The organism is Candidatus Kinetoplastibacterium sorsogonicusi (assembly GCF_003072465.1).
In the GTDB taxonomy this organism is placed as follows: domain Bacteria; phylum Pseudomonadota; class Gammaproteobacteria; order Burkholderiales; family Burkholderiaceae_B; genus Kinetoplastidibacterium; species Kinetoplastidibacterium kentomonadis.
In genome coordinates, this window is record NZ_CP025628.1 from 449546 (window position 1) to 463895 (window position 14350).

13 protein-coding genes are annotated in these 14350 nt (G+C 24.1%); 6 read left to right on the forward strand and 7 right to left on the reverse strand.

The features are described from left to right. Entirely contained in the window at positions 1-993 is a 993-nt protein-coding gene (locus tag CKSOR_RS02140) for a malate dehydrogenase (RefSeq protein WP_108673947.1), read from the forward strand. Between the two features lie 176 nt (positions 994-1169). Continuing rightward, positions 1170-2498: a THUMP domain-containing class I SAM-dependent RNA methyltransferase gene (locus CKSOR_RS02145; protein WP_108673948.1), complete on the forward strand. Its 1329-nt coding sequence runs from the start codon at positions 1170-1172 to the stop codon at positions 2496-2498. A gap of 22 nt (positions 2499-2520) precedes the next feature. Here the strand turns inward: CKSOR_RS02145 and eno are convergent, their stop codons facing one another. From eno to CKSOR_RS02160, 3 genes are read right to left on the reverse strand one after another with little or no spacing between them, the layout of a single operon-like run. Next, positions 2521-3810, reverse strand: a complete 1290-nt coding sequence (gene eno / locus CKSOR_RS02150) for a phosphopyruvate hydratase (protein ID WP_108673949.1) — start codon at positions 3808-3810, stop codon at positions 2521-2523. A gap of 59 nt (positions 3811-3869) precedes the next feature. After that, positions 3870-4709 carry a DAHP synthetase I family protein gene (locus CKSOR_RS02155; protein WP_161539539.1) on the reverse strand — a complete coding sequence of 280 codons (840 nt, stop codon included), beginning with the start codon at positions 4707-4709 and terminating at the stop codon, positions 3870-3872. Continuing rightward, complete coding sequence (locus CKSOR_RS02160; protein ID WP_108673951.1) at positions 4696-6360, reverse strand: CTP synthase; 1665 nt, start codon at positions 6358-6360, stop codon at positions 4696-4698. The genes CKSOR_RS02155 and CKSOR_RS02160 overlap by 14 nt, the downstream gene beginning before the upstream one ends. Before the next feature lie 192 nt (positions 6361-6552). Between CKSOR_RS02160 and CKSOR_RS02165 the strand changes: the two genes are divergently transcribed. The 4 genes from CKSOR_RS02165 to CKSOR_RS02180 all read left to right on the forward strand — a co-directional run bounded on the left by CKSOR_RS02165 (position 6553) and on the right by CKSOR_RS02180 (position 11288). Then, a complete protein-coding gene (locus CKSOR_RS02165; RefSeq protein WP_108673952.1) occupies positions 6553-8154 on the forward strand; it encodes an electron transfer flavoprotein-ubiquinone oxidoreductase in 1602 nt (533 codons plus the stop codon). A gap of 410 nt (positions 8155-8564) precedes the next feature. Then, complete coding sequence (locus CKSOR_RS02170) at positions 8565-10049, forward strand: leucyl aminopeptidase (protein ID WP_108673953.1); 1485 nt, start codon at positions 8565-8567, stop codon at positions 10047-10049. Positions 10050-10059: 10 nt separating this feature from the next. Further along, positions 10060-10515 carry a DNA polymerase III subunit chi gene (locus CKSOR_RS02175; protein ID WP_108673954.1) on the forward strand — a complete coding sequence of 152 codons (456 nt, stop codon included), beginning with the start codon at positions 10060-10062 and terminating at the stop codon, positions 10513-10515. A 74-nt stretch (positions 10516-10589) separates the two neighbouring features. Further along, the gene (locus tag CKSOR_RS02180; protein WP_108673955.1) at positions 10590-11288 is read left to right on the forward strand and encodes a Bax inhibitor-1 family protein; all 699 of its coding nucleotides are present in this window, start codon (positions 10590-10592) and stop codon (positions 11286-11288) included. Between the two features lie 32 nt (positions 11289-11320). Here CKSOR_RS02180 and recO read toward each other — a convergent pair whose 3' ends face one another. The 4 genes from recO to lepB are packed head-to-tail and all read right to left on the reverse strand — an operon-like array spanning position 11321 to position 14349. Then, entirely contained in the window at positions 11321-11923 is a 603-nt protein-coding gene (gene recO, locus CKSOR_RS02185; protein ID WP_108673956.1) for a DNA repair protein RecO, read from the reverse strand. Then, entirely contained in the window at positions 11923-12819 is an 897-nt protein-coding gene (era, locus tag CKSOR_RS02190) for a GTPase Era (RefSeq protein WP_108673957.1), read from the reverse strand. Before era ends, recO begins: the two co-directional genes overlap by 1 nt. Before the next feature lie 5 nt (positions 12820-12824). Beyond that, on the reverse strand, positions 12825-13505 hold the full coding sequence (gene rnc / locus CKSOR_RS02195) for a ribonuclease III (protein WP_108673958.1): 681 nt from the start codon (positions 13503-13505) through the stop codon (positions 12825-12827). Between the two features lie 4 nt (positions 13506-13509). Then, on the reverse strand, positions 13510-14349 hold the full coding sequence (gene lepB, locus CKSOR_RS02200) for a signal peptidase I (protein WP_108673959.1): 840 nt from the start codon (positions 14347-14349) through the stop codon (positions 13510-13512). Position 14350 lies beyond the last annotated feature (1 nt).

The following is a 14350-nucleotide window of genomic DNA, read 5'->3' on the forward strand; positions in this document are numbered from 1 at the left end:
ATGTCTAAAAAAGCATTGCGTATAGCTATTACAGGAGCAACAGGTCAAATAGGTTATTCAATGATATTTAGAATTGCTTCTGGAGAAATGTTAGGTAAAGATCAGCCTATTATCCTTCAATTATTAGAAGTTTCTAATTCTAAAAAACAAAAAGCTTTAAAGGGTTTATTAATGGAATTAGATGACTGTGCTTTTTCATTATTAGAAGATGTTACAATAAACACTGATCCTAAAAAAGCTTTTCAAGATGCAGATATGGCAATACTAATTGGTGCACAGCCAAGAGGTCCAGGTATGGAAAGGAAAGATCTTTTATCAATAAATGCAGAAATATTTTCTATACAAGGTAAAGCATTGAATGAAGTTGCCAATCGTAATGTTAAAGTATTAGTAGTAGGAAATCCAGCTAATACTAATACATATATTACAATGAAATCTGCAAAAGATTTGCCTAAAAAAAATTTTAGCGCACTTTTAAGGTTAGATTATAATAGAGCAATATCTCAATTAGCATCAAAAATACATGCACCAGTTACTAATTTTAGAAAAATGATAATATGGGGTAATCATTCACCAAGTATGTACCCTGATTATAGATTTGCAACTATTGGTAATAACAAAGTTTCTGATATTATTAATGATCAAAAATGGAATAAAGATGTTTTTATACCAAGTGTTGGTAATAGAGGAGCTACTATTATAGAAGCAAGGGGATCTTCTTCTGCAGCATCAGCTGCTAATGCTATAATCAATCATATGCATGATTGGATAATAGGTAATGTAAACTCAGATTGGGTAACCATGGGAATTCCATCAGATGGCTCATATAATATACCAGAAGATATGATATTTGGTTTTCCATTGATTACATCATTAGGAGATTATGTTATTGTTAAAGATCTTGCTATTGATGATTTTTCTCAAACTATGTTACAAACCAATATAGCAGAGTTACTTAAAGAACAAGAAGCTGTTAAATCTTTTATAAAATGAAAATAAAATAGATTTATTTTTATCTAAATATTAATATTTAGAGCTATTTTATTTTGGTAAATTTAGATAAAAAATTAAATTTTCTTTTTAATATTTATTGCTTTTCAAGATTATAATTTTTTATCATAAATTTTGAAGTTCAACATTATTTTTTAAAAAGTTACTATTAAATATCAATGTCATCAAATAATTTTAATAAAATCAATAATGTTTTTTATTATAAAAATAATGGTGCTAGAATATATCAAAAAAATAAATTACTAAATAATAGAAAAAAGTTTGATATTAATGAACCAAATTATATTAAAAAAAATAATTTTACATCCTTTAATTCTTTAAATATAAAAAAAACATTTAATGTATTTGCATCATGTAATATAGGTAATGAACTTGTACTAAAAAAAGAGCTAGAAAAAATTTATAAAAATTTTTCAAATATTTTTATAGAAATTGGAGGATGTTCTTTATTATCTGATTGGACAGGAATTCAGTTAGCTAATCTATACTCTCGTATAGCCACAAAAATATTTATTAAAATTAAAACTGCTGAAATAAATAAAGAAAACGATATAAGAGAATTAGCTTATCATACTAAATGGGAAGATTGGTTTGAACATACTAATTCTATTAGAATAGATACTACTGGTCATGCATCTATTATTAAAAATCTAGAATATTGTAATCTTTTAGTGAAAGATGGATTATGTGATAGATTAAGAAAAATTAAAGGTGTTAGACCTGATGTCGATAAAAAAAATCCTAAAATTCGTATATTTTTATTTTTAAATAAAAATATTGCTACATTGTATATAGATTCTTCAGGAGAACCATTATTTAAAAGAGGTTGGAGATTTGCAAAAATAGATGCACCGATTAAAGAAAATTTAGCATCAGGATTTCTTGCTATGTCTTATTCAAATCAAAATATAATTTTAGATCCTTTTTGTGGAAGTGGTACTATTGCTATTGAAGCTGCGCAATCATTATTAAATATTCCACCAGGTATTTTAAGATCATTTGGATTTGAAAATTTAATTTATCATGATAATTATAATTGGAAAATAATAAAAGAAGAAGCTTATTCTAATATTTTACAAAAGACTGATAAAATTATATTCGCTTCTGATATAAATCCCAAAGCTATAGATATATGTAATGAAAATGCAGAAAGAGCTTTGGTCAAAAAAAATATTAAATTTATATGTCAAGATGCTAATCAAATAAATAATAAATATTTATGCTCAAATGGACTATTAATTACAAATATTCCATATGGTTATAGGATGCATATAGATAAATATGAAAATATAAATGATAAGATATGGTTAAAAAATTGGTCTACAAAGTTAAAAAATCAATTTCCGCTTTGGAAATTATCTATATTATCAGATGATAATTATTTACCTAAATATTTAGGAATGATACCAAATGAAAAAATTCAAGTTTATAATGGAAAGATATCATGTAATATATTTATATTCAAAATATTTAATAACAATAGATAGCATTCTATTGTTATTAACACATTTAAATTTTAAATTTAGAAAAAGCATTATAACCAGCATATATTGATGAAGTAGTAAGCTCTTCTTCTATACGTAATAGTTGATTATACTTTGCCATTCTATCTGATCTTGATAACGAACCAGTTTTTATTTGCATTACATTAGTACCTACAGCTATATCTGCAATAGTGGTATCTTCAGTTTCTGCTGATCTATGAGATATTATAGAAGAATATCCATTACGTTTAGCCATATCAATAGCTTCAAAAGTTTCAGTAATTGTACCTATTTGATTAATTTTTATTAAAATAGAATTTGCTATTTTTTTATTTATTCCTTCCTTTAAAATTTTTGAATTTGTTACAAATAAATCATCACCTACTAATTGTATTTTGCTACCTAACTTTTCAGTTAATAATGCCCAACCATCCCAATCATTTTCAGACATACCATCTTCTATAGTAATAATAGGATATTGATCACACCAATTTGATAATATATTTACAAAATCTTTTGAATTTAAAGATAAATTACCTTCGCTTTTTAATACATATTTCCCATCATGATATAATTCAGAACAAGCACAATCTAGCCCTAAAAATATTTGATTTCCTGGCTCATATCCAGCATCAATAATTGCTTTTATAATTAATTTTATTGCTTCATCATGATTAGATATATTAGGAGCAAAACCACCTTCATCTCCAACAGCAGTTGACAGACCTTTATTGTGAATAATTTTTTTCAGAATTTGAAAAATTTCTGATCCCCAACGTAAAGCTTCTCTAAAACTTTTAGCTCCTACTGGAATAATCATAAATTCTTGAATATCTAAATTATTATTTGCATGAGCACCACCATTAATGATATTCATCATAGGAACTGGCATGCTTATGGGACCTATACCTCCTAAGTACCTATATAATGGTAAATTAGATTGTTGAGCAGCAGCTTTTAAAACAGCCATACTTGTTGCAAGAATAGCATTAGCTCCTAATCTTTCCTTATTCTCAGTACCATCTAAATCTATTAAAATATTATCAATAAGTTTTTGATTTTGTGAATCTAAGCCTATTAAAGATTCTGAAATTTCATTATTTATATTTTCTACAGCTTTTAAAACACCTTTACCAAGATAACGATTGGAATCTTCATCTCGTAATTCTAAAGCTTCTCTAGATCCTGTAGAAGCTCCAGATGGAACTGAAGCTCTTCCTATTATGCCTGATTCAAGTATAACATCACACTCTACAGTAGGTTGTCCTCTAGAATCAAGAATTTCTCTACCAATAATATCTACAATTGTATTCATAATCTTAAATCCTCTCATCATATAAGATATATATAAAAGTATATAATACAAATATATTTTTATAAAAATTTATTTTTTACTAAGTAATCAATTTCTAATAAAGATTCTAATAAAGTTTCCATTGATGATAAAGGCATAAAATTTAGAGAATCTGTTTTTGTTCTAATATCTGTTTCTATACAAATACCAGAAATTCCTGTAGCAACTGCAGAACGAGACAATGCAGAGACGAATTCTATATTTTTACTAAGAGATAATATATTAGTATTAAAATTGTTTATTGGTAATAAATAATTAGCATCAAAAATAATAGGACAATTATTTTCTCTCATAATCATAATGGACCTAATATCTGAGACTATATTATTATAACCACAACAAATAGCACTACTATCACATATCATTATATTTTTACCATCACCACCAGAACTAATAGAAATACTACGAGCTTTGTCAACTATTAATTTCATTTCATATGGGGACAAAAATTGACCTTTTGTAATATTTATAGGTTTTAAAGTAGATACACATTTAGATATAAAATCTATTTGTTTACATAAAAATTCTGGAATTTGTAAAACATCTACTATAGAAGAAAATAAATCAATTTGTGATAAATTATTTACATCTGTAATAATAGGAATATTTAATTTATTTTTTACTTCATATAAAGTTTCTAAACCTTTATCAAGCTCTAAACATCTAAAGGAATTATTTGAAATATTATTATCTTTATTAAAAGAGCATTTGAATAATAAATTTATATGTAATTTATTAGTTATCTCTTGTAAATAATTAGCTGTATCAAAAATAAGATTTTTAGAATCTACTGTGGAAGGACCTGATATTAAAAATAATGGCGTCAAAAGATTATTTATTTCAAAATTATGAATTTTCATAATGTGCCTTTTGAACATTGTATTTTATAGCTGCATTAATATAACTTGAAAATAATGGATGACCACTTCTTGGTGTGGAAGTAAATTCTGGATGAAATTGTACTCCTATAAACCAATAATGATTAGGTATTTCAATAATTTCAGGTAAATCTAAATTAGTTTTAGAACTTACTAATAAACCATTAGCTTCTAAATCATGTAAAAAATTTTTGTTTACTTCAAATCTATGCCTATGTCTTTCATTAACTTCTTTACCATAAATATCAAATGCTTTAGTACCTGGCTTAATTGCAACTTTTTGAGCACCTTTTCTCATTGTGCCACCTATATCAGATGTTTCATCTCTTAATTGAACTGTGCCATTTGTTTCTACCCATTCACTTAATAATAACACAATAGGGTACTTAGTATTTGCATCAAATTCAGTACTATTTGCTTCTTTTAATCCTAATACATTTCTAGCAAATTCTACAATAGCAAGTTGCATTCCTAAACATATTCCAAGAAAAGGTATATTATTTTCTCTAGCATATTTTATTGATAGAATTTTACCTTCTACTCCACGTTGTCCAAAACCTCCAGGAACTAATATCCCATCTAAATTTTTTAAACATTGACAACCATTATTTTCTATTTCCTCAGCATCTATATATTTAATATTAATTTTTGAACTCGTATGAATCCCAGCATGTGATAATGCTTCTATTAAAGATTTATATGATTCTTTAGAATCAATATATTTACCAACAATTCCTATGTTAATACAATATTTATAATTTTCTAAATTATGTACTAAATTATCCCATACTGAAAGATTAGCTAATTTAGTTTCAAGCTTCATAATTTTTAATATAATTGAATCTAATCCTTGCTTATGTAACATGGAAGGAATTTTATAGATTGAATCTGTATCACACATAGATATTACTGCATTAACTGGTACATTAGAAAACATAGAAATTTTAAATTTTTCTTCTTCTGGAATTTTTCTATCTGCTCTACATAATATAGCATTAGGATAAATACCTATTTCCCTAAGTTTTTGTACAGAATGTTGAGTAGGTTTTGTTTTTAATTCTCCAGCTGTAGAAATCCATGGTACTAAAGTTAAATGTACAAATACAGAATTTTCTTTACCAAGTTTTAAACTCATTTGACGTGCAGCTTCTAAAAATGGTAAAGATTCTATATCACCAACTGTACCACCAATTTCTACTATAGCAATATCGATTTTATCTTCATCATTATTAGTAGAAGCATTTACTCCATTAATAATATATTCCTGTATTTCATTAGTAATATGTGGAATTACTTGTACAGTTTTTCCTAAATATTCGCCTTTTCTTTCTTTACGAATAACAGATTCATATATTTGTCCAGTTGTAAAATTATTAGTTTTTTTCATTTTTATAGAAATAAAACGTTCATAATGTCCTAAATCTAAATCAGTTTCTGCACCATCTTCAGTTACAAAAACTTCTCCATGTTGAAAAGGACTTATTGTTCCAGGATCTACATTAATATATGGATCTAGCTTTAAAATAGTTACTTTTAAACCACGTGATTCTAGTATTGCAGCTAAAGACGCTGCAGCAATACCTTTTCCAATTGAAGAAACAACACCGCCTGTAACAAAAATATATTTAGTCATATTAATTTTTACCGTATATTTGATATATAAATTTTTTATATTATAAATTAATTTATTATTTGATGAGGCTTATAATTGAATAATATATTATACTATTCATTAATAAAGATAAAATTCTATTAATTATTTTAATGATCTAAAAAAATTAATATTTAATATAATAAATATTATTACAACTAACTAATTATCGTTATGTTAAAATCAGAACAAATCAAATATGATATTTTAATAGTAGGTGGTGGTCCTGCTGGGTTATCTGCTGCAATTAGGCTTAAACAAATATCTTTAGAAAAAAAAATAGATTTAAGTGTATGTATTTTAGAAAAAGGGGTTGAAATAGGGGCACATATTTTATCAGGCGCTTTATTAGAAACAAGAGGTATTGATATGCTAATACCTCAGTGGAAAAAATATGGTGCTCCTATAGAATCTATAGTTACAAAAGATGAATTTTTTTATTTAAATCAAAAAAATGCTTTTAAAATAAATAATTTTTTTATACCAAATAGCTTAAAAAATAAAGAATGTTATTTGATCAAATTAACACACTTTACTAAATGGATGGCACAATATGCAGAAAATTTAGGTGTAGATATATTTTCTAGCTTTGCTGCTAAAGACCTTATTATTGATGATAATCGTGTTAAAGGTATTAAAGTAGAAGGTATTAATAATACTATAGAAATATTAGCTAAATATAGTATATTAAGTGAGGGATCTAGAGGTCATTTAGGTAAAAAAGTTATAAAATATTTTAATTTGGATGAAAATAGTGATCCTCAATCTTATTCGATTGGAATAAAAGAGTTATGGGAAATTTCTCCAAAAAATAGCCAAGCAGGACATGTTATTCATACATTTGGATGGCCTTTAAATTATAATACATATGGAGGGTCGTTTATATATCATATGAGTAACAATCAATTATCTATAGGTACAATTATAGGATTAGATTATAAAAATCCATGGTTATCTCCTTTTGAAGAATTTCAAAATTTCAAAAAACATCCATTTATCAAAAATATTTTAAAAAATGGTAAACGTATTTCATATGGTGCAAAATCTATTACTTCTGGTGGTTTATTTTCTTTACCTAAATTGACTTTCAAAGGTGGTATATTAATAGGTTGTAATGCTGGATTATTAAATAATGCAAAAATGAAAGGTATCAATAGTGCAATAGAAAGTGGTCAAATGGTCGCTGAAAGTATTTTTTCAAAATTACAACTAAAGTCTATAGATATCAACAAAGAGATACATAGTATTTTTATAAATTCTGATTTATATAAAGATCTATATAAAGCTAGAAATTATAGAAATTGGTTTTCTAAAGGTACAATATTAGCTATTATTATGAATTTTATAGAGCAAAAAATTTTAAATGGTTTTTTTATATGGAATATACACAAAAAAATTAGTGATCATTTATTTACACAAAACAAAAATAAATATAAAAATATAAAATATCCAATACATGATAATAAAACAACTTTTGATATTGAAAGCTCCATATATTTATCTAATATAAAATATGATAAAAATCAGAAAAATCATTTGATTGTACATAACATTATAGATAATACGAAAATAAATAATGAAAAGTATGGGCAATTAGAAACTAGATATTGTCCTGCTGGTGTTTATAAATATGAAAATAAAAACAATAATATAATATTAAAAATATCTCCAGAAAATTGTATTCATTGTAAAACATGTGATATAAAAGATCCTCAACAAAATATAGAATGGTCTCCACCAAATGGAGGTAGTGGACCTATATATAACGATATGTGATTTATTGAATATTTTAATAATCAATAAAATAGGTTTTGAAAAGGTAAAGACTAATTTCAACACATGAAATGCTAACAATATTTTAAATGTTGTTAGCATTTATGTATACTCTATAATATTCATAAAAGTTGCAATAAAAATAGAAATTGTTAATATTATAGATAGAGCTGTTATTGTAGAAAAAATTATTATTCTAGATACTAAGTTAATATTTAATATACATTTTTAATATTAAAAAAGAATTATAATAATATACTCAAACATAGATAGCTACGAATATATTTATTTTTTAATAAAGCTTCTAAATAATGACATTAATTTTTAATAATTAGTAACTGAGAGAATGAAAATAATTGTTAAAACTAATATTAATATATAAATAACGTTAATTCTAAGGATTAATAAAAATTATGAAATTTAGTATAAAATCTATTAATATGTCTATAGACAATTTATCGACAGAGGTATTAGTAATAGGTGTATTTTCAGATAAGACTTTCAACGAAAAAATAAATAATCTTATAAAAAATTTTTCTGATCACTTAATTTCAACAATAAATACAGATTTTAATCCTAAATTAGGAAATATACTTACATTACATTTGATTTCTGAATTAAAAAGTCAAAAAATTATGCTTATTGGATTAGGAGATAAAAATAAATATTCACATAAAGCACATAAAAAAGTTATTCAATCTTTAATATCAAATTGTTTATCTAATAATATTAAAAATATTATCTCTACTTTAATACTAAATCATCAAACAAATAAAAAGCTTACTGCAAAAATAGATGTTATATCTATAGGTTATAATTTATATAAATATGATAGCAAAAAATGTAATAATAAATATTATATAGATAGTGAATTTAATGTTTCATATTTAGTAGATCCTATTGATATAGAAGAAATAAATATTGGATCAAAAGAAGGTTTAGCTATAGTAAATGGGATGAATTTAAGTAGATTATTAGGTGACTTACCTAGTAATATTTGCACTCCAACTTATATAGGAAAATTGGCTTCTAAATTAACTAAAGATTTTCCAACAATTAATACTAAACTTTTTGAAAAAAGAGAAATAGAACTACTAAATATGCAATCTTTTTTATCTGTGTCAAAAGGTTCTTTAGAACCACCTAGATTAATATTAATGAATTATAATTGTGACAAAAATAATAATACTAAGCCAATTGTTTTAGTAGGGAAAGGAGTGACTTTTGACTCTGGAGGTATTTCTATTAAGCCATCTAATTCAATGGATGAAATGAAATATGATATGTGTGGAGCAGCAACTATAATAGGTGTTTTTCGTGCTTTAGCAGAATTAAAATTAAATATTAATGTTATAGGTATAATAGTAGCATGTGAAAATATGCCAAGTGGTAGTGCTAATAAGCCAGGTGATGTAATAACTAGCATGTCAGGTAAAACTATTGAGATTATTAATACTGATGCAGAAGGAAGATTAATATTATGTGATGCTTTAACTTATGCTAAGCAATTTGATCCTTCTACTATTATCGACATAGCCACTTTAACTGGTGCATGTGTGGTATCTTTAGGTAATGTACATAGTGGATTATTTTCTAATAATATAAATTTAACAAAAGAATTAATTACTGCTGGTAAAGAAATATTAGATCCAGTGTGGGAATTACCACTTGATGAAGATTATAATGAATGCATCAAATCTAACTATGCAGATTTAGCAAATTCTAGTGGACCATATGCAGGAGCAATAACAGCAGCATCTTTTTTATCTAATTTTATCGAAATAGATAATTGGGCACATATTGATATTGCAGGAACTGCTTGGGAAAAAAACAAAAATAGAGGATCTACAGGAAGACCTGTTTCACTTATTATGCAATATTTATTAAATAAATTATAAATTTTGCTAAATGAATAAAGTTAATTTTATATACGAAGTTGATAATAAACAATTAACAACTTGCAAAATAGTTAATAATTTATATACAATGATTAATTGTAGAATAGTAATAGTGTTTGATGAATATGAAAGTATGAAAATATTAGATAAATTTTTATGGAGTTTTGATGATATTTCTTTTATACCTCATGCTATATTTAGTGAAAACTTAGATGAATTTATGCCAATTATTTTAATGAACGATCAATCTAAATTAATAAATAAAAACATCTACAAGAATTACAATACTATTATTAATCTAACTGAAAATTTTTATGTTCATTTTTTAAATTTTAAAACTATATTTGAAATAGTATCTAAAGAAGAATCAGATAAATCAAAAGCAAGAAAAAGGTGGAAAGAATATAAACAAAGATCTTATTGCGAAATTAATAGTTATAAAAATAATTATATATTAAATTCGTAACTATGATGAGATTAATTTTTTTATATCTAACTAAACATTTTGAATAAATTTTAATTATCGTACCGGGAGCTAAAATGAATGATTATAGCACAAATAAAAAGTACATAATTATAGAGAATGATGGATCTATAAAAAATAAAGTATTAAGAAATACATATTTATTATTATCAATCTCTTTAATTCCAACTGTACTGGGAGCTGCAATAGGTATTTTTTCTGGAATTCACAATACCTTATTAGCTGGAAATGGAATTTCATCTTTGTTATTTTTTATAGGAACAATATTTTTAATGTTTCAAATAGAAAAAAATAAAAATAACAGTTATGGAGTGATTTTATTATTAACTTTTACGTTTTTTATGGGATTAATGCTATCTAGATTATTAGGAATAATCTTAGGTATGCATAATGGGTCTCAACTCGTGATGACAGCATTTGGAAGTACCTCTATTATATTTGGTACAATGTCTATATTGTCAAATAAAATAAAAAGCGATTTATCAAATTTACATAAATTTTTATTTTCTGGATTATTAGTTTTATTTATTATATCTTTATTTAATATTTTTTTAAAAATGAGTAGCATAATGATTACTACTTCTATTATGTCTACTATAATATTTTCTGGTTTTATATTGGTTGATTTAAAACGCATAATAGAAAATGGAGAAGATAATTATATATCAGCTACTTTAACTTTGTATTTAGATATATATAATTTATTTTCTAATTTATTGATATTAATTGGATTTATGAATAATAGAGAAGATTAATTTAAAAAATTAAAAGGCAGGAATAAAATATCTTATTTCTGCTTTTTATTATACAATTTTAATAAATCCGTCAAAATTTTCTTTGTTTTTAATTTTTTTCCACATAAATGAGTTTCTATGTGTTTATTCAATTGAATTTTCAATTTTTTTAAATTATTAAAATCATTTGGATAATCTATATCTAAACCATATCCAATTTCTCTCAAAAAAATCCATTCAAAATAACACAAAGTAACCCATATTGGCTCTATGTGTAAACTTAATTTAATAAGTGTTTTGTGATATGTTTCAAATATTACTGGATGGGGATCTTGTTTTGGCAAAAAATTTATAATTAATTCATTAATATACCAAGCAACTATAAAAGAATTACCTGATAAATTATTTATACCTTCTGAATTAGCTTTAGTAAGTATTTTTATATCACCTTTACCTTTCCAAGACAAAGATAAAGGCTGAAAAATGAAAATTATAGGACGAACTAAAGAGTAAGGTTTTTTAGCTCCTTTAGCCATAACATCTATAATTCCATAATCTTTTGAAAATATGTGCGCTATTAAAGATGTTTCTTTCCAATTTATAGTTTTTAAAGTATAAGAATAACAATCTTGAAAATCAAATATATCATTAATCATTATTCATATCCAAATTCATGTAATAACTTTTTATTGTCTAACCATCCTTTGCATACTTTAATATATACCTCCAAATATATTTTTTTATTTAATAAAATTTCTATATCTTTTCTAGCTTCGCTCGCTATTTTCTTTATATGTTGCCCTTTAGAGCCTAATAAAATTATTTTATGTGAATTTCTTTCAACTATGATACATGCAAATATATTTATAATACCATTTTTTACTTCTTGCCATTTTTCTATAAATACTGTGCATTTATAAGGTAATTCGTCACCAACAAGCCTAAATATTTTTTCTTTTATAATTTCAGATGTTAAAAATCTTTCTGATTTATCTGTTATAAATGATTCATCAAATATAAAATTTCTCAATGGTAATAATTGAGATACATTATCTAATAAAGTGTTTAATTGATATTTTTTATTAGCACTAATTGGAATAATAGAATTGTAGTTATATTTTGGATTTATATTTTTTATATATGGTAATAATATATTAATATTTTTCAATTTATCAATCTTATTTATTACTAAAATTTTTTGAATATCATTATTTTGAAATATAAAATTTGAAATTTTTTCATCATCTTGTGTCCATTGACATGCATTTACAACATGTAAAATTACATCTACATCAGATAAAACATTAAAAACAGTTTTATTCATGATTTTATTCAATAAACTATGATGTTTATTTTGAAAACCAGGAGTATCTACAAATATAAATTGAGTATTATTCAACGATAATACTGCATTAATACGATGTCTAGTAGTTTGCATTTTTCTTGATACAGCTGATAATTTCATATCAACTAATGCATTAATTAAAGTAGATTTTCCAACATTAGGTTTTCCAATTATTGCTATATAACCACAGCGTGATATTATATCCATATAAATTAATTTTTTTTAAATTTGACTAAATTTGCTAATGCAATTTTTGCGGCTTCTTGTTCAGCAGATTTTCTGGTATTTCCTATTGCTTTTGTTTTTATATTTAATTGATCTATTGAACATTCAATTTCAAATCTCTGATTATGAGCTTTTCCATATATAGAAATAATTTTATAATTAGGTAGTATTTTTTTTCTTTTTTGTAAATATTCTTGTAATAAAGTTTTAGAATCTTTACAATTATCAAATGAATCAATATCTTTAATTATTGAGCTATATTTATTTTCTACTATATTCAATGTATTTAAAAAATTAGAATCAATAAAGATTGCACCTATTATTGCTTCTACAGTATCTGCTAATATTGAAGAACGAAACATACCACCACTTTTTAATTCTCCTTCTCCTAAACTAATATAATTAGATAACTTAAGATCATTTGCAATTTTTAGTAAAGTATTTTTATTAACTAAATTAGCACGAAAATAAGATAATTTACCTTCATTTAAATTAGGAAATTTTTTAAATAATAAAAATGATATAATAAAATTTAATATAGAATCACCCATAAACTCTAATCTTTCATTATGATAAGCACCAAAACTTCTATGTGTTAATGCTATTTTTAATAATTTTTTATTATTAAAATAATATCCAAGAATATCTTCTAAATTCTTTATATTCACAATTTTATTTTATAAAACCTATACGTTTAAAATTATTAAAATTCATCCAAATAAGAAAAGCCTTTCCAGTTATATTATTAAAAGGAACAAAACCCCAATACCTACTATCAGAACTATTATCTCTATTATCTCCCATTACAAAATAGTTACCATTTGGTATTCTACAACTCAAACCGTTTTCAGAATATTTAAAAGAATGAACCCAAGGAAAACTCCAAATAGGAAAAATAGAAGTATATTTATTATCCTCTATAATAATATCATAATATACACCAAAAAGATTTTCTTTATATTTACTAGTAAATGAAGATTTATCATAGTCATAATATAAACCGTTTAATTTAGTTGGAATTAAAATACCATTTATAAATAATTTTTTGTCTCTATAAATAATTTCATCTCCAGGTAATCCTACTATACGTTTAATATAATCAATTTTAGGATTTTCTGGATAGCGGAAAACTACTATATCGCCACGTTTTGGTGTATTAAAAGAAAATATATCATAATTTATGATAGGTATTTTTATGCTGTATGATAATTTTTGCACTAAAATAAAATCCCCAGATTCTAAAGTTGGCATCATTGATCCAGATGGAATTCTAAAAGGTTCTGCTATAAAAGATCGCAATAAAAATACAATTAGTAATACTGGAAATAAAGAACTTAACTGTTCTAAATAAAATAAAGATTTTTGATTTTGTTTTAAAAATTTATATAAAAAAATTTTTTTATAATAAATATTTCGTGTATTATGAAAGTAATTATATAATTTATAAAGTATTCTAGAAATACCAGTTAAAATTATTATTAGAAATAAAAAAATAGAAAAATTCCAATTCATA